The sequence below is a fragment of the Paraburkholderia ginsengisoli NBRC 100965 genome (genome assembly GCF_000739735.1).
Lineage (GTDB): Bacteria > Pseudomonadota > Gammaproteobacteria > Burkholderiales > Burkholderiaceae > Paraburkholderia > Paraburkholderia ginsengisoli.
On sequence record NZ_BBJF01000005.1, the window covers coordinates 131704 to 153219 of the forward strand.

Below are 21516 nucleotides of genomic sequence, written 5' to 3' on the forward strand. Positions count from 1 at the left end.
CGGCAGAACATCAGGCTCAGTTCGAATCAGCGTACTTCAACGTCCAGCTCAACGTGCGATTGCCTCCGCCCGTCAGCGCGAAAGGATGCGTAGTGCAGGCAAAATTCGAATGCAATTGCCCGATCGGCGTGGTCGACAGCGGATTGGTGACACCGCTCGCCATCTCGAAGTTGGACAGCGCGCAACTGTCGAAGCCCGTGGTGCCGTAGTTCGTTGCAATGCTGTTCGCGTAGTTAACCGAAACACCGTCGCCATTCGCCGTGGTGTTCGGGAAGTCCGCGAAAGACGTGAAATCCGTCTCGACCGACATATTGCCGGTCAGCGTTGCAGAGCTTAGCGTGTCGGTTCGGCTCATGTTGCCGTGACTGAACGTCAACACCGTATGGACCTGCAGATCGAGATCCGACGTATAGGTCGCGTTCTTCGTGGCCTGCCTGAATTTGGCCGTGTCGAAAGAGACCACCACCTGGCCGTTGGCTTCCTGCACGTTCAGGTTCTTGTAGTAGGTGACCGGAATATAGGTTTTGCCGCCATAAGAAACCTGCGGAATCAGCAATGCATAGCTGAGGTCCGTCGTGCCGTAAATCAGCTTGTCGGAGAACGGGGTCGGGTAGTACGGCGTGAACGAGTTATAGTCGGGCGCCTGGCTCAAATTCAGATTGATGACACGCTTGCCGTCGCGCACGGTGATCAGCGCGGCGCTATAAGGATGCGCGGTATCGGTCGGCTGGTTGTACCAGGTGAGCGTGTAATGCGGTTTTGCATCCAGCCAGGTTTGCAGATCGGCATCAGCCATCGGCGCTTTGCCCTTGAAACCGAGCTTGTCCCACCACGCGTTCACGTACATGAACTGGTGCAACAGGCTGAAGTTCTCGCCCATCACGCGCGGCTTGCCACGATACGTATCGGTGCCGCGGCCTTTGACCCACATGTTCACGGACGGCGTGGGCAAGGTCGGGTCGTACCAGAACGTTTCGTAGCGATAGGCCGCCTTGTAAATGTACGCGTAGGCAACCTGCATTTCCTGCGGCGTGAGTACACCCGCATTGGCCGCTGCGGTCAGCACTTCCATGAAGGCCGTATCGCCGTACGGGCCGATGGAGCGCCCGTAGTTGAAGCCCTGGCCGTCGGCGTTGAGTTGCGGGAGAATCAGGTCGACCGATTTGCGCAGATACGATTTCAATTCCGGCGTCAGGTTGGCCTCATTGCCCATTTCCAGCGTTCGCTCGGTGACTTCGCCGATCAGCAGCGTGCTGTACCGGTCGAAACGCGCCTGATCGTAATAGGTGGTATGGGTATTCGATGCTTCGTCCGAAAAGCCGCCGGAAGAATCGTTTCTGATGTGCTTGGTCAGCGTGTACAGAAGCGCATCACGCGCGCCCATCGTGGCGACCGTCGCATCGGACGCGGAAGAGAACGTCGGATTGCTCCAGCCGAGCTTTTGCCTCAAACCTGCAATGCCGTAAGAGACCGCGTAGTAGTTTTGCGCGGTATTGAGCGAAGCGACGTCGATCGGCACGCCGGCAGTGGGACACGTATTCGTTTTACCGCTGGCGTCCGCGCCGAACATGTCGCAGAAGGTCAGGCGGCTTTGCAACGTAGCCAGCATCGCGTCGCTGAAAACCTCGTTGAGCATGCCGTGCGCTTTGAAGTTATTGAGCGCGACGAGATAGTAGTACTCGCCCCATGACGTGTTCGCGTACATGTAATTGGCGCCGTTCATCTGCGTCATCATGGCGGTCGTTATCTTCTGATACGTCGCCAGATAATCCGCGTAGGCCGGATCGCCCTTCGATTTCATATCGATCAATATCCACGACAGGCCGAGCGCCAGCTTGCCGGGCAGGAATTTATCGCCCGTGTTGGTATCCAGCACGTGGACCGGATTGCCGTCGCCGAGGTCCATGACGACCTGCGTGAAGTCCGGCGCTTTCTTGATGAGGTCAAATAGCGCTCTCATCTGTCCCATCATCGTGATAGGGATGCCCGCGTCGGCCTGGACGCTCGTGTCGGGCGCGCCGTAGACAATCCCGTGCAGCGAAATGGCGCCGCCTTTGGACGGATCGGGCGTGGTTACCGGCGGGGTGTCGGGTGGGGTGTTCGGTGAACCGTTTGAGCCGTCATTCGCGCCGCCGCATGCGCTGAATAAAAGAGCGGTGGCGGTGCTCAGTGCGAATGCGAGCGCGGTTTTTCTCGGTGAAAGCATGCTTGTCTCCAGATTTTTAATTTAATTCGATGCCTGAATGGACGTTTTGTCGGTAAAGCATTATTCGTTTTTTGCATCTCCTTTAATAAATTAAAAACAAATTCTGACCGTGATGCTTGATGAAGCTAACGGCGCGCACATCGGGCCTCGGAAATGGAGGCAATGAGGTGCTGCAGCCAATCATCGGTTGTCTGATGACATAGCCGGGTCGGACAGAATCTGTCCGCGAGAGTTACTCCCGCATGTAGTTGCGCCGTCATCTCTAGTCTGCAACCGTATCTCTAAAAGGCGTCTCCCGCGCTGATTTCGCTGCGGCGCACCATCGGCGATGAGAAACGCCGATGGATCCTGCGCCTGAAATATTTGGTAAGTCGTAGGAGATCATATCTCAACGAACTTGGCAAGTCAGACGAATTTTGCCGACGAGCGCGCGTGTCCCTGTTCCTGAGGAGGAGCGGAGGGCGCCTGATCAATTCATTCCTATCGGTTCTGCTTTTCGCACGCGATCAAAAAAATATAGCGGACAGCGGAATGCCGAATTGAATTGGAATGCTTAAACGCTTTCACTGGTTTCGCTCGACGGATTCGCAGTGAACGACAGTCCGTTGCGCATTGATAAGCGTTGCGAAGCTATTGCCTGGCGGGCGCCGATCACTGGGAATGGCCGCTAACCGCCGTTGTCCATGCCGCTCGTCTTCGGCGAGGCGACGGCGACACTGATGTTCCCGGTTCAACGCAATGTGTCGTTCCATTCGGTAGATACGACGTAAAACGTTTGCGCGATCGAATTCCGAGCCCCCTGAGCCAGAGAAGCGGCTATCCGCGAGAAAAGCATCCGACTAATGGGCGCTGACGCTCGGCGGCGCGTGGAAACAAACTCGGTGAAATTTAGGGAGGATTCCTTGGAATCGACCGCAGATCGCTGAACGATTCCGCGTTCGACACGCGTCGCACGCAACCCACCCGTCGACCCAACGCTGCCGCGCAAGCTCCATCGGATAAGATACGGCCCGCCATGCAATTTTTAGAACGGAAGGAGTGTTTTCAATGATTCAACCGAGCAGCGTATTCAAGGAGAACCTGGCGCAGATGCCGGCCATCGACGGTATCGCGCGTATCGATCTGGTGGACGGCAAGGGCGCCGTGGTCGCGAGCATCGAGAACAAGCCGGGCAAGCAGGGCTCGCTCGCGGTGTACAACTATCTGCGCGAGACGTTCGGCACGCTGGACGCGAAAGCAGCCGAGCACGGCCTCGCCCTGTTCGCCGAACATACGGGCGACGCGCGCAATCGTCCGGGCGCGCATCCGAACGTCGATCTGCTGCTCGCGATCGCGGCTGGCAGTGAGGCGTTGCGTATCGACGTCGTCGCAGCGGGTTGACGCGAGGCGCTGCGCGTCGAGTGGGTGGCGATTGATTGAGGCCACCGCCGGCTCGCAGCGCGAGAATACGCCGGCAAGCGGGCACCACGCATTACGCGTTACGCCGCGCGGACAGCGCGAAGCTCGTTCGCATCGAGAAAGAAATTCCTGTTATCAGCCATCCGTTCGACCATGAAGTCGATAAAAGTCTTCACGCGCAACGGCTGCTCCGTCCTATGCCCGTAGTAGATATAGACCGTACCGTACTCGGTGATGTGCTGCGTCAGCAACGCAACGAGCCGGCCGGTCCGGATGTGCGGGGTGGCATTGAAGCTGCCCAGCTGTCCGATACCCAGCCCCGATAACACCGCCTGCGTTTCCACGTCCGTGTCGTTCACGCAAATGGTGGGCGGCATGTCGCGATAGACGATCTCGTCGTCGATCTGAAATTGCCACTGCGCGAGCTTGCCCGTGTTCGCGCGCCGATAACCGGTGCAACGGTGTTGAGCGAGATCATCGATAGTTTGCGGCGCACCGTGACGCTCGATATAGTCGGGCGATGCGCACACGATCAACTGAATCGGCACGAGCGCGCGGGCAATCGATCCGCCCGACGGCGGCGGCCCGCCGCGAAATCCCACATCGGCACGTTCGGTCACGAGATCGGTGAAGTGATCGTCGAATTGCACTTCGAGCCGCACGTTCGGGTAAAGACGCTGGAATTGCTCGAAGTACGGCCACAGTACCGGCAGCCCAAGCGCTCGCGGCGCGCTGACGCGTAGCAGGCCGCCCACTTCTTCCTTCGAGCGGCGCGCCTCGTCGAGCGCGGACGAAAAAATGGCAAGTGCCGGCTTCACGCTGTCGAATAGCCGCTGGCCTTCTTCGGTCAGACTGAGCTTGCGCGTCGTGCGATGAAAGAGCCGCACGCCGAGTTCCTTCTCCAGTTGCATGACCGCATGACTTGCCGCCTGAGGCGAGATGCCCTGATCGACCGCCGCGCGCCGCAGGCTTCCTAGCGTCGCGGCGCGCACGAACGTGGTGATTGCACGAACTTCGTTCATCGCCTGCGCCTCGGATTAGCAAACAAAAGTTGATTATCAGTCTAGCAATAGGTGGCTAGTTTGTGTCAGTCGCCGCGCCTACCATGGCTTCACTTTCACACCATTCGTAGGAGAAACATCATGGCTGACCTTCACCACAACGACTTCAAGCGCGTCTGGTTCATCACCGGCGCATCGCGTGGCATCGGCGCGCTGATCGCCGAGGCCGCGCTCGCGGACGGCAACGCGGTCGTGGCGGCGGGACGCAACGTTGCCGCCATCGTGGAGCGCCTCGGCGACTCGGCCGCTTTGCTACCGGTTGCGCTGGACGTGACCGACGAGGCGCAGGCGAAAGCGGTGGTGCAAATGGCCATGGAAAAATTCGGCCGCGTCGACGTGCTCGTGAACAACGCGGGCTTCGGTCTGCTGGGCGCGGTGGAGGAGTCCGCCGACCGCGACGTGCGCCGCATGTACGACACCAACGTATTCGGCCTGCTGAACGTCACGCGCGCTGTGCTGCCGGTCATGCGCGCCAGGCGCGCCGGCCACGTGATCAACATTTCGTCGATCGGTGGCTATCGCGGCGCGGCGGGGTTCGGCGTGTATTCGTCGACGAAGTTCGCGGTCGAGGGTCTCACCGAAGCGCTCAGAGACGAGTTGCAACCGCTCGGCCTTCACGCGACGGTCGTCGAGCCAGGTTATTTCCGCACGGATTTCCTCGACGCGTCGTCGCTGACGATTGCGCCTGACGTGATCGCCGACTACGACGCGAGTTCGGGCGCGGTTCGCCGCAAGGCCACCCAGATGAATCACAACCAGCCCGGCGACCCGAAAAAGCTGGCGGACGCGATGGTCGTACTGGTCGACGCGCCCAATCCGCCGCTGCGTCTTCCGCTCGGCACCGATACGCTGGCCGCGATTGCCGCGAAAAACGCATACGTGGAGCAGGAAATGCAAACGTGGCGGGCGCTGTCGGCATCGACGGATTTTCCTGCTTGAGGTGCTGGTCTGTCGGCGCCGTAAATCCCGCCGCGCCCGCGCGAGGGAATTCACGGCGCCTCGCGGCCGTTCACGGGCCGCCATGCGCGGCCTTGCTTATTCTTCAGCGGAAAGCGACGTTATTCGAAGGCTTTGGATTGGGTTCACAAACGGCTTCTATTCGATCAATTGAAAACCGCAGGCTCGGCTGAAACTGGCGTTATGCCAATCGCGCCAGGAGCCTGCGATGTCTTCCCGCCACGACAAAGATCATCCGTTCGAAGCCGGCTTGCCCGAGTTCGCCGCGTCCGAATGGAACGGCCCGTCAGCGGCTCAGGACGCAGCGATGCACGAACTGCAACGCGCGTCCGAGGGCGTCTTGCAGCTTGCGACGCAAACTCATGCCGCCGTGGGGCGAAACGACCCGGCAGCCGCGGAAATGGCGCGCGCGTCGCTTGAGCAGCAATTGACGCTGACCACACGGCTGATCGACGAGCTTCTGTTCGGCGGCCCCGACCAGCCCACGACGCACTGAGCGTCCCGCACGTCTTTCACGCACGACGATATCAATCGCAGTCTCGACCTTCCGAAATCCAAAATGAGCGCTTTGACGATACTTCTCTGCATCTGGGCCATGGTCGCGTTCTGCGCTGTCCTGTTTATCCGGGGCGCCAGCGCGCGCGTCGAGCGCCCCGCGAAAGCGCCGCAAAGCCGTGCGTCGCGCTATTCGATCGCGGAGTAACGGCGATCCGAACCGGCCGCAGCGCTGCTGGCGGGCGGGGTACCATGAAGTGCGCCAGCGCTTGCTGGTTTGCACTGACGATACCTTCACCGGAGGTTTTCGCATGGACACGCATTCGATTCTGGGCATGATGCACGCCGAAGAGGCTTTGCTGGTTTCCGTCGTGCGCTCGTTGCCCGCGGACATCAAACGCAAGATCGCCAACGACTTTCACGAGCAGGCCCAACTCGCGGAAACGTCGCATCTGAATCCGACCACCGATCGCGAAGCGAGCGACGCGTTCAAGGCCCATATCCGACGCCTGTCGAACATGCTGGCTTCGCTGTCTTGACCAGCGACGGCGACGCCGCGCGTCGCCGGACCCGCTTGCGCGAATCCGCTCACCCATCGATTCGACGCATCGAGCGGCGGTAAGAGACCGCCGCGCAGCACCGCACGCGTGCGCGATTCACCCGCGCGAAAACGCCCTGTGAGACGGACATCCGTCCATTTGCACGCTCCGCATCGGCCTGCCATCACGTCTTCAGATGCGCGTCGGTTATGCGCCCGACCCCCTTTTCTATTGGGGGCAGCTTAAGCTTCACTTAAGAAAGCCTCCCTAGGCTAGCCCCAGCCTTAAGCAGCGCCTCATGCAGTGACTGGGGGTGCTGGTTCAATAAACCCACCTGCACGTGCGTGTCGTCGGCGCACCGATGGTCGACCGCTTTTAGTCAATGCCCCTATCTGTAGCTCGCGTCCTGCCCGGGCGGGCCGGCAAAATCATCGTCGTCTGTGCCATCAGTTCCGCGTGCGCGGCTTACCTGCTGAGTCACAATCGTGCTGCTCATACCGAGGACCCGGACGTGTCGCTGGTGAGCAAAGATTCGGCCACGCGCCCCGCGAGTTCGTCTGGAGCGCCTGCTGTGCCGGGTGCCACGGATGCACCGCCGCCGAAGCCGCCCGCTTTCACCGTGAAGCATGCTTCTATCGAACACAGCTTTGCCGCTGCCGCGCAGAGCATGGGTGTCGATGCGGCCACGACGGCGATTCTGGCGCACGCATTCCATGGCGAAGTTAATTTTTCGCGCGATCTGCGAGCAGGCGACGGCGTGAGCGCAGTGTTCGACGCCAGCCCTGACGACGGCGCAGCGCACGAACCGCTCGCGGTGCGCATCGTCCGCGGCGGGACGACACACGATGTGTTCCTTCACAAAGATCTGCAAGGCAAGCCTTTCTATTATTCGAAAGACGGCGCGAGCACCAAGCCTTCTTTCGAGCGATATCCGCTGGAGTTCACGCGCGTGTCGTCGGCCTTTTCGTTGCATCGTCTCGACCCAGTTGTGCATCGTTGGCAAAGCCATGACGGTGTCGACCTGGCCGCGCCCTCGGGCACGCCGGTGCATGCCACCGCGCGCGGCGTGGTCCGCTTCATCGGCCAGCAAACCGGCTACGGGAAGGTGATCGTCATTCAGAACCCGCCGCCGTACTCGACGACGTTCGCGCATCTGTCGCGTTTCGCAAAGGGGCTGCGTCGCGGCAGCCACGTCAATCGCGCTCAGGTGATCGGCTATGTCGGCGAAACCGGTTGGGCAACCGGTCCGCATTTGCACTACGAAGTGCACGTGAACAACGTGCCGCATGATCCGCTGACGGTCGAGTTGCCACAGAAGACGCCGCTTCGCGCCGACGAGTTGCAGCAGTTCAAGGCGCGCGCCGCGGCGTTGACCGCGCTGCTGTGAGGCTGCCGACGCGACGAAGCAGGGCGTTGGCGGCGAGTCGCGAGAGCAAATAGTGTGTCGGCGTTCAACGCGCATGTCATGCGCACGAACTGGCTCCCGTCTCAGCTTTGCGACATACCGGTCCGCGTCGGGAAAGCGCTGTCGAGTGGAATCCGCGACCGCTATATCTGCCCAAAGCGTTCCGCAAACCGTTGCCGGTCAGCACCTCCAGGGGTTTTCCATTGCGCGCAGGAACGCGGGCCGGGTTCACGCGGAAGCGTTGCCACGGGACGCGCCGGTGTATCAATTCCGACTCATTGCGTGCCGCGAAGCCCGCGCCGAAGCGGCCGCTGTATCGCGCGCCCTTGCCCAGCAAGGCCGTAACGCTCTTGGCATAGCTGTTGCAATAGCTGAGCCACAAAGCAAAAATACGCTGCGGCCGGAAAAGAAAAAGCAGTACTCGCAGTGAACAGATTCCGGCAGCAGCAAAAGTCTTCGTGTATCGCGTTCGGGGAACGACGCATCACACGGGGTGCGGCGGGGCCAACAAAGTACGTAGTCAATAAACAGCGACGCGAGTGATCGATACGCGATGTATCGGTCACTCGTGATCGTGACGACGTGAAGCGATGACCTCGCCACTTTTTTCTGTCCACGTGGATAGACCTGAAGATCTCTGGGGGCCTCTTCGCCGGACCGGCGTCAAGCGCCGTTCGCTCACGCACGAGTTCGACGCAATGCAGCCGAAACTCTTAAGCCGCTCGACGGCAAACCCATCCGATCTTCCCGCCCCTGGCGTCGGCCATGCACTGCTGCATGCTCGCGCGGCCACACTCCGCGCGAACCGAACGCTTGCGCGTCGCCCGGCAGGCTGCGAAGATCGCGTAAAAGCGTCTGTGCATCTCCGATGCCCCGCATGGTCCCGACGCGTCCAGCGAAGCTGCACGCCATGCGCCTTTGATGCACTTCTCCACCGGGGAATTCCATGTTTGCGTCAAGCCCGTTTTCCGGCCTGCTGCACCACGCGAGCCTCTGGCTGCAAGCGTACGCGCTCGTGCTGGCGCTGATGGGCGTGGGCGCGTTGCTGGAGCGTCGCTGGCCCGCCGCGTTGCTGCAATCGCGCTCGGGGCAGCGCATGAACATGGCCTATGCGGGTTTGTATCTGGCGCTCGTCGAGGCGGCGAAGCCGTTGACGGCGGCGGCTAGTGTCGCCATCGTGAACGCGTTGGGCGGCGGCATGGTCGTGCTGGTGTCGCGCGGATGGGGCGCGCTCGCGTCGTTCGTGATCGTGCTGCTGACCATCGATGTGCTCGAATACGCGTTTCACCGTTTGCAGCACACGTGGCCCGTGCTGTGGAAGCTGCATTCGCTGCACCATAGCGCGGTCGACTTCAACGTCACGGTGACGCTGCGGCATCACTGGTCCGAAGTGCTGATCAAGGGTTGTCTGCTCTATCCGCTGGTGGGCGTTCTGTTCAGGGTCGAGCCGTGGATCGTCGGGGCGACTTCCTTCGTGTTCATGTTCGGCAATTATTTCGCGCACCTGAATCTGCGCGTGGACCTCGGCCGCTACGTCACGTGGGTCAACAATCCGCAATATCACCGCTTGCACCACTCGGTGCGCGCCGAACATTTCGATCACAACTTCACGCAATTGCTGCCGCTGTGGGACCACCTGTTCGGCACACTCTGGGTGCCGGCCAAACACGAATGGCCGGCCACCGGTCTCGACGACGGCACGCAACCGCGCTCGCTGCTCGGCGCGATCAGCTGGCCGCTGGGCGTGCAGATCGGACGCGCTGCCGCGCTGCGCCGCGAGCCGGTCGCGCTGCTGGACAAAGAGACGAAGTGACGTTGCCAGGCGAGCCGGCACCTCGTCGCTATCCTGCGTCTAGGCGAGCCGCGCAGTCCGCACCGCCTTGCCGCCCAGCAGGCAGACGATCAACGTAGCCATCACCAACACGCACAACGCCACGCGCAAACCGAGCAGCCCCGCGCCGAGTCCGATCAAGGGCGGCCCGACCAGGAAGCCGGCATAGCCTGCGGTGGCCGCCATCGATACGCCCGTCGCCGGTGTGACGGTCGAACGGCCCGCCGCGCTGAAAATGACAGGAACGATATTCGCGAGGCCGACGCCGACCATCGCGAAGCCCACGCACGCGGTCAGCATGGTCGGCAGACTCAGCACCAGTGCGAGCCCCGCCACCGCGATCAGGCCGCCGAGCGCGACGACCCGGCTCGACCCGAAGCGGCGCACCGACACATCGCCGACGATGCGGCACGCCGCCATCGAAAACGCAAACGCCGAGTAGCCGATCGCCGCGACGCTCGCTTCCTGGCTCAACGTGGAGCGCAGATACACCGCGCTCCAGTCGGCCACCGCGCCTTCCACCAGCATGCAGAGGAACGCGAGCATCGCCAGTTTCATCACCCCGCCGCTGGGCCACGCGAAGCCGCTGGACGCCGCGGCCACGCGCGGACCGAGATCGCGCAACGCCAGCACGGCCGCGCAAACGATCAGGACAGCGATGAACGCATCGGGCGCCAGCAGTCCGCCGATCACACCGACGCCACCCCTTTGCAGCATCGCTCCGGTGGCCGCGCCGAGCAACCCGCCGGCGCTCCACGCCGCATGAAACGACGACATGATCGGCGCGCGCCATTGCGTTTCGATGGTGCTGGCGTGGCCGTTCATCGACACGTCCAATGCGCCGTTCGCCGCGCCGAGCGCGAACAGCACCGCGCACAGCGCGGCCATGTTGGGCGCGAACGCGGGCAGCGGCAACGCGATCACGAAGGCCGCGCCGAGCAGCGCGGTCGCGCGGCCGCTGCCGAAGCGCGGCGCGAGCTGTCCCGCTAGCGGCATTGCGACGATCGCGCCCAGCGCGAACGCGAACAACGCAATGCCGAGCGAGGTGTCGCTGAGCGCGAGGCTTTCCTTGATGCGCGGCACTTCGACGGCCCACGCGCCGATCCCGAAGCCGTTGGCGAGAAATACGCCGATGGTCGCGATGCGTTCCTTGAGCGGCTTGACGTGCTCGATATGAGAGGTGGCGAGTGAGGTCATGAGCGCGCCACCATCACGTTGTCGCAGACCGCTTCGAGACTCGCGAGCCGCGCGGCCGGCACGTCGGCTTCGACGAACAGGTAATCGATCGCCGCCGCCGGCGCCACCGCGAAGGGCGCGGCGGTCATCAGTTTTTCCGAGGTCAGCGCGATCGCAATCTGGCTGCTTGCTTTCACCATTGCCCGCTTGAGTTCGGCGTCTTCGGCATCGAACGCGGCGACGCCTTCGTCCGGGTCGAGCGCACACGCACCGAGGAAGCACAGGTCCGCGCGGACCTGCTGGATTTGCAGCAGCGCGGTCGCGCCGAGCGACCCCGCCGCGCCGCGCGCAATGCGCCCGCCGACGAGAATCACGTCGAAGCCCGGGCGATTCAGCAGACGGCCGCAGGCTTCGGGCGAATTCGTCACGACCGTGAGGTCTGCGTTGTCCGGCAGCGCGGCCGCGATCGCGACGTTGGTCGAACCGGCGTCGAGCAGAATGATCTGCTTCGGGCGCACGATCGACGCCGCCGCGCTCGCGAGGCAGGCCTTGCGATCGACGGCTTCGCTCATGCGGACGGCGGCGGGTTTGTCGGCGGGCGAGATCAGGAGGGCGCCGCCGTACACGCGCTTGCAGTGCCCCTGTTCGGCGAGATCGCGCAGATGCCGGCGCACCGTGTGTTCCGAGGTCTGGAGTTCGGCGGCGAGCGCTGCCGCGAGCACGCGCCCGTCGGTGCGCAGCCGCTCCAGAATGAGTTGCTCGCGCTGCTCGGGCAGCAGTCCGTTGATGGCGTCTTCCCGTGTTCGCTGCATCTGTCCACCTTGCCGTTGAGAGTCAATCGATCATAAACGAGCAAAATGTAGCGTAAACGTTCGACGGACGCAACGCCTTGTTTTGAGCGCAGACGCCGCGCTTGCAGGTTAGACGCTAGTGAGGCGCCTTGAAGCGCGCCCGAATACCATCCAGTCGAGCAGCCATACCGTGACGAGCGTGGCACCCATCAACGGAAACACGACGCCGAGCAGAACGAGACCGGCTTTCCAGCCGCGCATCGGCGGCGCCGCGCGTTCGCGCGACAGCGCGCCGAGCGAGCGCTGCGGCCGCCGTTTCCACCACATCACGCAGCCGGTCACGGCCATCGCCGCGAGGCCGAGCGAAATGGCCGCGCACAGAATCTGATTGGCGACGCCGAAGTAGCGGCCCATATGCAGCGACGTGCCGTACGACACCGCCTTCGATACCGCGCCGTAGTCGCGATAGCGGATGTCCTTCAGCACAGCGCCGCTGTATTGATCGATGTACAGCGTGCGTTCCTTTTTCGGATCGTCGGGAAAGTACGAGACGGTGTAGACGCCGGTCGCGGAGGTCGGCAACACGATGCTGTAGCCGTCCGTCACGCCGAGCGACGCCGCGATCTCGACGATGCGGCCGAGCGGCAGCGCTTGCGGTGTATCCGCGTCGGCATCTGCATCCATGCCGCTAGCGGGCGCGGCAGAAGAAGGCACACGCGAGTTGCCGACCGCCCACGGCGTGAGCGGCAGAGGCAGATCGTCCATCACCATGCCTGGCATCGAGTCCATGTTCGCGGAGTGGCCGCCGTGTTCATCGTGTTCGCCATGCGTGCGAGGCGCGGCATGGCCCGCGTTGTGCGCAGGCGTATCGGCCGGAGTGCTGCCACCGACGCCCGCCCCCGGCAGCGTCGAGCGCACTGGCAAGCCGCCCCATGAGCCGGGCGGCGCGCCGAGATTCGCGGCGGTCGCGAGCGCCTTGAACTGCTTGCCCCACGAGCCCGACCACGGCAGGCCCGTCAGCACGAACGCGAGTGCGCCGAGCGCGAGCCAGACGCCCATCACGGCATGCAGGTTCTTCCACAGCGCGCGTCCCTTGAGCGTGAAGCTCGGCAACAGCGCAGCGCGCGCGGTGGTCTTGCCGCGCGGCCACCAGAGCGCGATGCCGGTGCCGATCATCACCAGCGTCCAGCAGGCGGCCAACTCCATCAGCAGCTCGCCGGGTTTGCCGAGCAACAGCTTGCGATGCAGCATCCGGTCCACCTGCATGAAGCGTCGCTCGACGCTCAGCGTGCCCAGCACATCGCCGGTGTACGGGTTCAGATAGACGCTTTGCTTGTCGCCGTCCGCGAGACGGAAGACGAATTCGGCGCTGCGTTTCGGATCGCTCGTGATGACAGCGGTCACTGCCGCCGAGTCTGGCGGCATCGCCGCGCGGGCCTTCGCGAGCAGCGCGTTGTCGGGCAGGCGCGGTGTCGCCTGCGATTCGACGATCAGACGATGGCGATACAGCAGCGGCTCGATCTGCGGCTGAAAGCAATACAGCGTGCCGGTGATCGCGAGCACGACGAGAAACGGCATCACGAAGAGACCGGCGTAGAAGTGCCAGCGCCAGAGCGTCCGATAACCCGGGTTCGTCGTACCGGCGGAGGACGAACTGATGCGTTGAGCGGCGGTAGTGGTGGTGGACATGCAATCCTCGTCAGGCTTGAATGGGTCGATTGGCTTGCGTGCGTGAAGCGGTCACGTCGAGCGATCAGATGTGCAGCTTCGCTTCCACGTAAAACGTGCGGCCCGGATACGGGTGATAAACGAAGTAGCGCGCATCGAAGATGTTGTCGACACCGACGCCGATCTCACTGAGCTTCGTCGGCCTGAAGGTGAACTTCGCGTCCGCCACCGTGTACGAACTGGTGCCGCCGAACACGTTCGGGTTCGTGTCGGTGTTGGTCAGCGTGTTGTACTGGCGCCCCGAGTAGCGCGCGGCGAGCGTGAGCGCGGCGCGTTCGTCGAAGTGATAAGTCGCGGCGAGATTCACACGCCACAGCGGAATGCGATAGAAGTACTTGCCGACCGTGGCGGGGTTCTGCGCATTGGCGATGATCTTCGACTGCGTATAGGCGACGCTCGCCAATAGATCGAGACCGTGCACGAGCACGTCCTGTCCCGAGTAGCTCGTTTCGACGCCGCGCGAGCGGACCTTGCCGATGTTCTGGAAGTTCGTCACGTTGGGAATCACGGTCGTGTCGGTCTGACTGAAGATCGTGTTCTTCACGTCGTCCTGAAACAGTGAGAAGCGGAACAGGCCGTTCCAGTGCGCCCATTCGGCGCTCAGTTCTTTCGACAGATCGTCTTCCGGCTTCAGGTTCGGATTGTTGTTGACGATCGACGAGCCGTTAATCTGCCCCTGGAACAATTCGCTGACGGTCGGAAAGCGGTAAGCGCGGCCGATCGAAGCGCGCAAGGTCAGATCGTCGCTGACGTCGAACGACAGCGACGCTTTCGGCGAGAAGTGACTCTGGCTTGCATCGCCGAACGCAACGGTCTTGCCGGGCAGCGACTGTGCGCCGTCGTAGGCTTGCCAGTCTTCGTAGCGCACACCGTAGACGAGTTTCCAGCGCGGCAGAAAACGCCAGGCGTCCTGCGCATATAACGCCTGGGTCTGCGTCTTGCCGACGAACGCGTTCGCAAACGACGTCGCGTCGCCGTCGCGCCAGCTCAGCGTGTTGTAGCTCTGGTTGTCGAGGAAGTAGTTGTCGTAGTGATAGCCGAAGCTCACGGCGTGATTCAACAGACCGGCCTGGGTCGTCGCGGGCGTATAGGTGGCGCGCAGATCGAGCGTTTTCCAACCTGTGCCGTCGCCGAAGATCACCGTGCCGGGACCATTGCCGGGCGCGCCGGAATTCGCGGTGCGCGCGACGCTATTGCCGATGTCGTAGTACGAGGCGATCGCTTCGCCGTTCCAGCCGGTCGCGTTGCGCGTTTTCAGCGAGAGGCCGTACAGCCAGTTTTCGCTGTGACCGCGACTCGGCGCGAACGCGGCCTCGGGGATCGTGTACCGGTACCCGCCCATCGACACCGTACCGCTATAGACGGGGTTGCCGTTTTCGTCGCGCAGGAAGGTCGAGGTCTGGCTGTCGTAGGTCTGGTGCCAGTAGCCGAGCGTGAAGCCGGCTTGCAGCGTCGGCGTGAAGTCGTACTGCATCTTCAGCTTGAACTGGTCCTGCACCGTGTGCTCGATGCCTTCGCCGTTCACGCCGAGTACGGCGGTCGGCGTGTTGGTCTGGTTGTTGTAGAAGTACGCGCCGGTCACGGGCGTGTCGCCGGCTTTCGCGGGCGTGCCCGACTTCGCGAGCGTCGCGAATTGCAGCGGCTGGCTGGTGTTCTCCAGGTGATTCACGCCGAGCCGGTACGAGAACTTGCCGATGCGGTCGCCGATCGACGCGCTCATCTCGCTGCCGTTGAAATTACGGTTCACGCCGTACAGGCTGAAGTGCTGCGTGAACGCCTTGACGTCGGCGCTGGCTTCGAACTGTTTCGGCATGCGCGTGCTGATCAGCACCGTCGCACCGAGCGAGTTGCCCGGATATAGCGCGGAAAACGGCCCGTAGATCACATCGACCTGCTGGATCTCGTCGGGGGACACCATCGACCAGCGCGGGGCAAACGTGAAGCTGTTGCCGAGCAGATTCGAGAGCAGCAGGCCGTCCGCATAGACGAGGCCGCGCGCGCTTTGCGCGTTGCTCGTGCCGCGCACGGCGATCAGCGAATTCACATCGCCGATAAAGCGCTTGCGCACGGCGAGGTTCGGCATGTATTTCAGCACGTCTTCGGAATTGACGACGTTCCAGTTGGCGAACTGCTCGCGCGTGACGGTTTCGACCGACGCGGGCAGGTTCGGATCGACGGCGCGCGGCGCGGCAGCCGCGCTCGCATTCGCGCTGATGTTGACAGCGGGCAACGTGGCCTCGGTGCCCGCGCTTTCGGCGGCATGGGCGGCGGACGGCACGAAGGCCGGCACGACCGCGGGAATGAACGCGGGAATCAGCGCGGGCCAATAAGCCGGAGAAAATGCACTGACGAGCGGCTGCGGCCGCCGACGAAACGGGACACCGCGAGCATCGCGGCGGACGCAAAAGGGCAGGCTTCGCAGGGCGAAGTTGAACATGAACGTTTCCTTGAACCATTGGACAGACGACCGCGCGCACCCTCGACGGGCGCGACGAATGCGCGATCAGGACCGGCAGTGATCAGGAAACGACGGGCGGGGCCCTAGGGCGTCCCGAAGGGAACGCGCCGAGCGGCGTGAAGCGGGTGGAAAGCGTGGGCGGCGCGGTGCCGGCCAACGCGAGGGCGCCCGACGGCTCGACGGCGGCGACCGTCGGCATCGCGACGTGATGTTCGAGCAGATGACAGTAGCCGCACGCGCCGAAGGCGTCGTCGTGGCTCAGATGCACCGGCTCCGGAGCGGTGTGGGCGATGAGGCTCGCGTCGCTCGCACCGGCTGGCTGCAACGCCGAACAGAGCGCGGCAATGGGCTCGTGCGCGCGGCTCGACGTCAGCATCTGACTCACGAGCGGCGCGAACACGACGAGCCACATGGCGAACAGGCCAAGCCAGGCGGTCGTGCGGTTGCGGGATCGTAGCGTCATGATGAACGGAGATGAGAGCGGGGCGATTCTAACATTGCCTTGCAATCCTTTCTCGCGTGATGCCGCTTATAGCAGCGGAATAGACGGCTAAAAGGCGTTCATTTCGCGGCGCTGGATTGGCGCTGAATCTTTTAAGCTGCGGAGTGCACGCAACGCCGCGACAGCGCCGCTTTTCCTTTGCCACGACTCATGACGCCCACGCAGACGCCCGCCTCTCCGACCGCCGATCTCAACCAGCAGGCCGTTGCATTATGTTCGGCCGGACAGTTCGCCGAAGCGTTGTCGATGGTGACGCCGTTACTGGACGACACGACGCTGCCGGCCGACACGCGCGCCGATGCGTTGAATATCGCCGGTGCGTGCTGCCTCATGTTGCACAACGTTGCCGATGCCGAGCGTCATTGGCGTGAGTGTCTGCACGTGAAGCCCGCGTATGCCGAGGTGTATGCGAGTCTCGGCGGGCTGTTCAAATCGCTCGGCCGTCTGTCCGCCGCGAAGGCGATGTACCGGCAACTGGTCTCGCTGCGGCCGCATCAGGCCGACGCGCATCATCATCTCGGCAGCGTGCTGTACGCACTCGGCTACAAGGAGGCGGCGGAGGCTTCGTATCGCCACGCGCTCTTGCTGCGCCCCGACTATGCGGAGGCCTACTATAACCACGGCATCGTGCTGCGCGATCTGCGTCGCCCGCACGAGGCCGAAGCGGCTTATCGCCAGGCGCTGCCGGCATTGCGCGAGCACGCCGAGTTGCATAACAACCTCGGCACCGTGCTGGTGGAACTGGGCCGCCTCGACGAAGCCGACGCCGCGTATCGTCAGGCCCTCACTATCCGGCCGCAATACCCGGAGGCTCTCAACAATCTCGCCGGTGTGCTGAGGGCCGCGCACCGGTTGATGGAAGCGGAGTTGGCCTGCCGCCTCGCGCTGACTCTGAGGCCCGATTACGCGGAGGCGCATCTGAATCTCGGTGCGGTGCTGGTCGACCTCGCGCGTTTGCCAGAAGCAGAGGCGGCTTATCGTGCCGCGCTGGCGTGCCGCCCCGACTATGCCGAGGCCCACTATAACCTCGGCATCGCGCTGTTCAAACAGGAGCGTTTCGCCGACGCGGAACAGGCTTACCGTGATGCAATTCGCTGGCAGCCCGGCATCGCACATGCGCACAACAACCTCGGCTGCGTGCTGCGCTTGCTCGATCGCTACCCCGAAGCCATCGACGCGTTTCGCGCTGCGCTCGACGTGTGCCCTGAACTGGCCGAAGCCCATTCGAATCTCGGCGGCGCGTTGATGCACATGGGGCGCTTGCCCGAAGCCGAATGCGCCTATCGCGAGGCGCTCGCTTTACGCGCTGACTACGGCGACGCCCGTTTCGGCCTGGCCGTGTTGCTGCTCGGCATGGGCCGCTTCGAAGAAGGCTGGCTGCTGTACGAGAGCCGCTACGAGCAGCCTTCCTTCGTGCATCACAAGACTCGCGCGTTGCTCGCGTGTCCGCAGTGGGCGGGCGACTCGCTCGCCGGCAAGTCGCTGCTCGTGTGGCAGGAAGACGGCCTTGGCGACATGCTTCAGTTCAGCCGCTATTTCACGTTGCTCAAAGCGCAAGGGGCCGCGCATATCGCGTTCGCGTGTGTGCCGGCGCTGCATCGGCTGATGGCTTGCGTCGACGGTGTCGATGCCGTGTTCGATCATGCCGCCGCGACGGCGCGCGCGTCGAACTACGATTGCTGGACGAGTCTGCTGAGCGCCCCGTTGTATCTGCGCACGACCATCGCGACGATTCCGCGCCCGGTGCAACTGACGGTCGAGCCGGCGCTCGTCGAACAATGGCGGCCTAAGCTGGACGCGTTGCCGCCTGGCCGCAAGATCGGTCTGGTCTGGAAGGGCAATGCGAAGCACCACAACGACGCGCACCGGTCGATCCCTTCGCTGACGACGCTCGCGCCGCTCTGGAGCGTGCCCGGCCTGAGCTTCGTGAGTCTGCAGAAAGGGCAGGGCGAGGACGAGGCGCGCGATCCACCCGCCGGTCAGCCGTTGCTCGATCTCGGTACGCACGTGACGGATTTCGCGGACAGCGCCGCGATCGTCGCGCAACTCGATGGGGTGATTTGCGTGGATACGTCCATCGCGCATCTGGCCGCTTCGCTGGGTAAACCGTGCTGGGTGATGCTGCCGGAAAAAGATATCGACTGGCGCTGGCTGCACGAGCGAGACGATTCGCCGTGGTATCCGCACACGCTGCGGCTGTTTCGCCGCGCGCCGGGTGAAGTGTGGGCGGCGTCGATCGGGCGGGTCAGGCAGGCGTGCATCGAGCGCTTCGGCGCCGCTACACTGCACTCGCCTGCAGATGATAAAGACCCCACGGAGACAGTTCGAAGCGTTCCTTGAGCGGCTTAGCCGACAGCGCGGGAATATTGTCCGCGTCGTAGATCGCCCATAGCGGGCCGACGCCGCCGAGCGGCAGCGGCTTGCCGTCCATCTGCATGGCGACGATGAAGCGATACGCGCGCACGGTGTCGAGCGTCGTCATGACCGCGTAGCCGTCGATCGCGTGCATCAGGATTTGCGTGCTGCCCGCGCGTGGCGCACCGACGTGTTCGAGCACGTCGGTCAGCAATGGGCCGCTGAATACATGCTGACGCGAGTCGTATTCGATGGTGGGACTGATCGTCACCGCTTTCATGCCGGCGAGCGACGACAGATCGAGACCATACGCTTCGAAGAACTTCACCTGATGTTTGGCCAGTAACTGGTCGAAAGCCGGATCGAGCGCGCCGCGGTTGTGCCGCTCGATTGCGCCGGAGATCGTCAGGACCACTGGCGATGGCGGGCAACTCGTCGCGTGCCCGTGCGCGGCGCCGAACGCGCGCGTGGCGGTCGCCGTTGCGCTCACTGCCGCCGCGCGGGTCAGGAATTGGCGTTTGTTCATTCGCGTTTTCTCCGGTCATGGCGGGGCGGCGTCGCTGGCCGCGGCGGCGCGTTCCTTATTGTCGGAGCATTGCCGCTGTTTGTGCAACGGCCACGCTGTATACGCGGCGAGCGTTCGTTATCTTCGTCGCGTATGCCGTCGCGCGGATCTGTCTCAACGCGCTGGCGCTTCTTCGCAGGTTGATGACGAACTCGCGCCCGCTTCGCGCGTGCTATGCCGACACAAGCGTCATCGAAAAGCCGTCCCATCCTTTCGAGCCGACGGTTTGAATGGCGGTCGAGTCGAGCCGTGGATTCGTCGCGAGCTGCCGGAAAAATTCGTGTAGACCGATCACGTCGGGGTCGGTGCTCGCCGCATCGGCGATGCGGCCGCCGCGAATCACGTTGTCGCCGACGATCAGCGTGCCGGGCTGGCTCAATTGCAGCGACAGGCGCAGATAGTCGGGATAGCTCTTCTTGTCGGCGTCGAGAAAGATCATGTCGAACGGCTCGACGCCGTCCGTGACGAACTTGTCGAGCGTCTGCGCGGCCGCGCCGATCACGACCGACACGACGCCCGACAAACCCGCCCGCTCGATGTTGGCGCGCGCCACCTCGGCGTTGTCGGGATTCGCTTCGAGCGAGATGAGCCGGCCGTTCGCCGGCAGTGCCCGGGCAAGCCAGATCGTGCTGTAGCCGCCCAGCGTGCCCACTTCGAGAATGCGGCGCGCGCCGCGCAGCTTCGCGAGCAGATGCAGCAGCTTGCCCTGGTTCGGCGCCACGTTGATCGACGGCAGACCGGCTGCGGCGCTCGCGTCCAGCGCGGCATCGAGCGCGGTGTCCGGGGACAGCAGCCGGCTTGCCAGAAAGTCGTCCATCGCGTTCCACTGTTCCTGATTCATCGTCTTACCTCGGTCATGTGTCAGTACGGAAGGCCTGTATGTTGTAGCAGAAAAGTGCGGGCCGCATCGTTGCGCGCAGCGCAAGTTCGCGAGCTTCGAGCGATAAACAGATGCGATGGCATTGCGCGCTGCTTTAAGCGTTCCCCGAACACTCGCGAATCCTACAATAGTGGTTCGCACGCAAACAAACGGGAGGAGGAGCGATGACAGCCAACGCGACACGATGCGCGAACCGGCGGCGCCTGAACAGAGCAATCCGCGCGACCAGCGCGAGCAGCACAACCGCCGCGGCTTCTCACGCACGGGAAGCACGGCGATGAGCGGGCTGACACGCATCGACGCCGTGGCATTTGTCGGCTTCGGGGAGGCCGGCGGGATACTCGGCGCGGCGCTCGCCGCGAAAGGGGTGCGGGTGGCGATGTTCGATCTGCGGCGCGATCAGCTTCGCGACAAGGCGCAAGCGGCGGGCGTGCGCGTTGCCGGGACGTTGCGCAGTGTGCTCGACGGCGCGCAGCTCGTCGTCTCGGCAGTGACCGCCGAAGCCGATCTGGACGTGGCGCAAGCGCTCGCGGGCTGCATCGAAGCGGGACAGGTCTGCCTCGACATCAACTCGGTCTCGCCGCAGACCAAGCAACATGCGCAGGCATGCATCGAGGGCGCGGGCGCGCGCTACGTCGAAGCAGCGGTGATGGCGCCGGTGCCGCCGTATGGCCTCGCCGTGCCCATGTTGCTGGGCGGCGCCGACGCCGTGCTGCTCGCGCCGTTGCTCAACGCGTTGGGCTTCGATGCGCGAGCGGTGTCGGAGAAAGTGGGCGTGGCGTCGGCGGCGAAAATGTGCCGCAGCGTAATGATCAAGGGCATCGAAGCGTTGACGGTGGAATGTCTGCGCGCCGCGCGGCATTACGATGCGGAGTCGATCGTGCTGGCCTCGCTCACGGAAACGTTCGGCAAGATGCGCGACGCCGCCGACGTGCCCGGCTACCTGGTCAGCCGCGTGGCCGAGCACGGTCGCCGGCGCGCGGCGGAAATGCGCGAGGTCTCGCAGACGCTGCAGGAGGCCGGCATCACACCGTTCATGAGCGACGCGTCCGCGCGTCTTCAGGACAGCATCGTCGATGCGATGCAGGCGGCCGGCATCGACTACGGCACGCTGTCGACGCCCTTCGACTGGCGCGCGTTCTTCGACCGCCTGCCGGACTCGAAGTGAC

17 protein-coding genes are annotated in these 21516 nt (G+C 63.5%); 8 read left to right on the forward strand and 9 right to left on the reverse strand.

What is annotated here, in order from left to right:
• Positions 1 to 16: 16 nt before the first annotated feature.
• The gene (locus BGI01S_RS09850) at positions 17 to 2206 is read right to left on the reverse strand and encodes a hypothetical protein (RefSeq protein ID WP_042324814.1); all 2190 of its coding nucleotides are present in this window, start codon (positions 2204 to 2206) and stop codon (positions 17 to 19) included.
• Positions 2207 to 3253: 1047 nt separating this feature from the next.
• Between BGI01S_RS09850 and BGI01S_RS09855 the strand changes: the two genes are divergently transcribed.
• On the forward strand, positions 3254 to 3586 hold the full coding sequence (locus BGI01S_RS09855) for a DUF2322 family protein (RefSeq protein WP_042324815.1): 333 nt from the start codon (positions 3254 to 3256) through the stop codon (positions 3584 to 3586).
• A 98-nt stretch (positions 3587 to 3684) separates the two neighbouring features.
• On the opposite strand, the gene BGI01S_RS09860 is transcribed toward BGI01S_RS09855, so the two are convergent.
• The gene (locus tag BGI01S_RS09860) at positions 3685 to 4626 is read right to left on the reverse strand and encodes a LysR family transcriptional regulator (RefSeq protein WP_042324818.1); all 942 of its coding nucleotides are present in this window, start codon (positions 4624 to 4626) and stop codon (positions 3685 to 3687) included.
• A gap of 120 nt (positions 4627 to 4746) precedes the next feature.
• On the opposite strand from BGI01S_RS09860, the gene BGI01S_RS09865 reads away from it, so the two are divergent.
• The 5 genes from BGI01S_RS09865 (at position 4747) to BGI01S_RS09885 (ending at position 9874) form a co-directional block, all read left to right on the forward strand.
• Positions 4747 to 5604 (forward strand): oxidoreductase, encoded by an 858-nt coding sequence (locus tag BGI01S_RS09865; RefSeq protein ID WP_042324820.1) that lies wholly within the window; start codon positions 4747 to 4749, stop codon positions 5602 to 5604.
• A gap of 226 nt (positions 5605 to 5830) precedes the next feature.
• Positions 5831 to 6118: a hypothetical protein gene (locus BGI01S_RS09870; RefSeq protein WP_042324822.1), complete on the forward strand. Its 288-nt coding sequence runs from the start codon at positions 5831 to 5833 to the stop codon at positions 6116 to 6118.
• 310 nt (positions 6119 to 6428) lie between these two features.
• Complete coding sequence (locus BGI01S_RS09875; protein ID WP_042324824.1) at positions 6429 to 6656, forward strand: hypothetical protein; 228 nt, start codon at positions 6429 to 6431, stop codon at positions 6654 to 6656.
• Between the two features lie 619 nt (positions 6657 to 7275).
• Positions 7276 to 8043: a M23 family metallopeptidase gene (locus BGI01S_RS09880; protein WP_232624416.1), complete on the forward strand. Its 768-nt coding sequence runs from the start codon at positions 7276 to 7278 to the stop codon at positions 8041 to 8043.
• 964 nt (positions 8044 to 9007) lie between these two features.
• The gene (locus BGI01S_RS09885; protein ID WP_042324826.1) at positions 9008 to 9874 is read left to right on the forward strand and encodes a sterol desaturase family protein; all 867 of its coding nucleotides are present in this window, start codon (positions 9008 to 9010) and stop codon (positions 9872 to 9874) included.
• Between the two features lie 39 nt (positions 9875 to 9913).
• Here the strand turns inward: BGI01S_RS09885 and BGI01S_RS09890 are convergent, their stop codons facing one another.
• From BGI01S_RS09890 to BGI01S_RS09910, 5 genes are all read right to left on the reverse strand, one after another.
• Complete coding sequence (locus BGI01S_RS09890; protein ID WP_042324828.1) at positions 9914 to 11089, reverse strand: MFS transporter; 1176 nt, start codon at positions 11087 to 11089, stop codon at positions 9914 to 9916.
• Complete coding sequence (locus BGI01S_RS09895; protein WP_042324830.1) at positions 11086 to 11880, reverse strand: DeoR/GlpR family DNA-binding transcription regulator; 795 nt, start codon at positions 11878 to 11880, stop codon at positions 11086 to 11088. Before BGI01S_RS09895 ends, BGI01S_RS09890 begins: the two co-directional genes overlap by 4 nt.
• A gap of 108 nt (positions 11881 to 11988) precedes the next feature.
• A complete protein-coding gene (locus BGI01S_RS09900; protein WP_042324831.1) occupies positions 11989 to 13548 on the reverse strand; it encodes a PepSY-associated TM helix domain-containing protein in 1560 nt (519 codons plus the stop codon).
• Positions 13549 to 13612: 64 nt separating this feature from the next.
• On the reverse strand, positions 13613 to 16024 hold the full coding sequence (locus BGI01S_RS09905; RefSeq protein WP_042324834.1) for a TonB-dependent receptor: 2412 nt from the start codon (positions 16022 to 16024) through the stop codon (positions 13613 to 13615).
• An 82-nt stretch (positions 16025 to 16106) separates the two neighbouring features.
• Entirely contained in the window at positions 16107 to 16508 is a 402-nt protein-coding gene (locus tag BGI01S_RS09910) for a DUF2946 domain-containing protein (RefSeq protein WP_042324837.1), read from the reverse strand.
• A 189-nt stretch (positions 16509 to 16697) separates the two neighbouring features.
• On the opposite strand from BGI01S_RS09910, the gene BGI01S_RS09915 reads away from it, so the two are divergent.
• Positions 16698 to 18887, forward strand: coding sequence for a tetratricopeptide repeat protein (locus BGI01S_RS09915; RefSeq protein ID WP_042324839.1), 2190 nt, complete (start codon positions 16698 to 16700; stop codon positions 18885 to 18887).
• On the opposite strand, the gene BGI01S_RS09920 is transcribed toward BGI01S_RS09915, so the two are convergent.
• Entirely contained in the window at positions 18826 to 19428 is a 603-nt protein-coding gene (locus tag BGI01S_RS09920) for a putative pterin-binding protein (RefSeq protein ID WP_042324840.1), read from the reverse strand. The two genes, BGI01S_RS09915 and BGI01S_RS09920, sit on opposite strands and share 62 nt — an antisense overlap.
• Positions 19429 to 19639: 211 nt before the next feature.
• Positions 19640 to 20308, reverse strand: coding sequence for an O-methyltransferase (locus tag BGI01S_RS09925; RefSeq protein ID WP_042324841.1), 669 nt, complete (start codon positions 20306 to 20308; stop codon positions 19640 to 19642).
• Between the two features lie 223 nt (positions 20309 to 20531).
• Between BGI01S_RS09925 and BGI01S_RS09930 the strand changes: the two genes are divergently transcribed.
• Positions 20532 to 21515, forward strand: a complete 984-nt coding sequence (locus BGI01S_RS09930; protein WP_232624415.1) for an NAD(P)-dependent oxidoreductase — start codon at positions 20532 to 20534, stop codon at positions 21513 to 21515.
• Position 21516: the final 1 nt, after the last annotated feature.

Excerpts from the sequence above, each read along its gene's own strand:
- BGI01S_RS09850 (WP_042324814.1), bottom strand. The coding sequence starts at position 2,206 with ATGCTTTCACCGAGAAAAACCGCGCTCGCATTCGCACTGAGCACCGCC.
- BGI01S_RS09855 (WP_042324815.1), top strand. The coding sequence starts at position 3,254 with ATGATTCAACCGAGCAGCGTATTCAAGGAGAACCTGGCGCAGATGCCG.
- BGI01S_RS09860 (WP_042324818.1), bottom strand. The coding sequence starts at position 4,626 with ATGAACGAAGTTCGTGCAATCACCACGTTCGTGCGCGCCGCGACGCTA.
- BGI01S_RS09865 (WP_042324820.1), top strand. The coding sequence starts at position 4,747 with ATGGCTGACCTTCACCACAACGACTTCAAGCGCGTCTGGTTCATCACC.
- BGI01S_RS09870 (WP_042324822.1), top strand. The coding sequence starts at position 5,831 with ATGTCTTCCCGCCACGACAAAGATCATCCGTTCGAAGCCGGCTTGCCC.
- BGI01S_RS09875 (WP_042324824.1), top strand. The coding sequence starts at position 6,429 with ATGGACACGCATTCGATTCTGGGCATGATGCACGCCGAAGAGGCTTTG.
- BGI01S_RS09885 (WP_042324826.1), top strand. The coding sequence starts at position 9,008 with ATGTTTGCGTCAAGCCCGTTTTCCGGCCTGCTGCACCACGCGAGCCTC.
- BGI01S_RS09890 (WP_042324828.1), bottom strand. The coding sequence starts at position 11,089 with ATGACCTCACTCGCCACCTCTCATATCGAGCACGTCAAGCCGCTCAAG.
- BGI01S_RS09895 (WP_042324830.1), bottom strand. The coding sequence starts at position 11,880 with ATGCAGCGAACACGGGAAGACGCCATCAACGGACTGCTGCCCGAGCAG.
- BGI01S_RS09900 (WP_042324831.1), bottom strand. The coding sequence starts at position 13,548 with ATGTCCACCACCACTACCGCCGCTCAACGCATCAGTTCGTCCTCCGCC.
- BGI01S_RS09905 (WP_042324834.1), bottom strand. The coding sequence starts at position 16,024 with ATGTTCAACTTCGCCCTGCGAAGCCTGCCCTTTTGCGTCCGCCGCGAT.
- BGI01S_RS09910 (WP_042324837.1), bottom strand. The coding sequence starts at position 16,508 with ATGACGCTACGATCCCGCAACCGCACGACCGCCTGGCTTGGCCTGTTC.
- BGI01S_RS09915 (WP_042324839.1), top strand. The coding sequence starts at position 16,698 with ATGACGCCCACGCAGACGCCCGCCTCTCCGACCGCCGATCTCAACCAG.
- BGI01S_RS09920 (WP_042324840.1), bottom strand. The coding sequence starts at position 19,428 with ATGAACAAACGCCAATTCCTGACCCGCGCGGCGGCAGTGAGCGCAACG.
- BGI01S_RS09925 (WP_042324841.1), bottom strand. The coding sequence starts at position 20,308 with ATGAATCAGGAACAGTGGAACGCGATGGACGACTTTCTGGCAAGCCGG.
- BGI01S_RS09930 (WP_232624415.1), top strand. The coding sequence starts at position 20,532 with ATGCGCGAACCGGCGGCGCCTGAACAGAGCAATCCGCGCGACCAGCGC.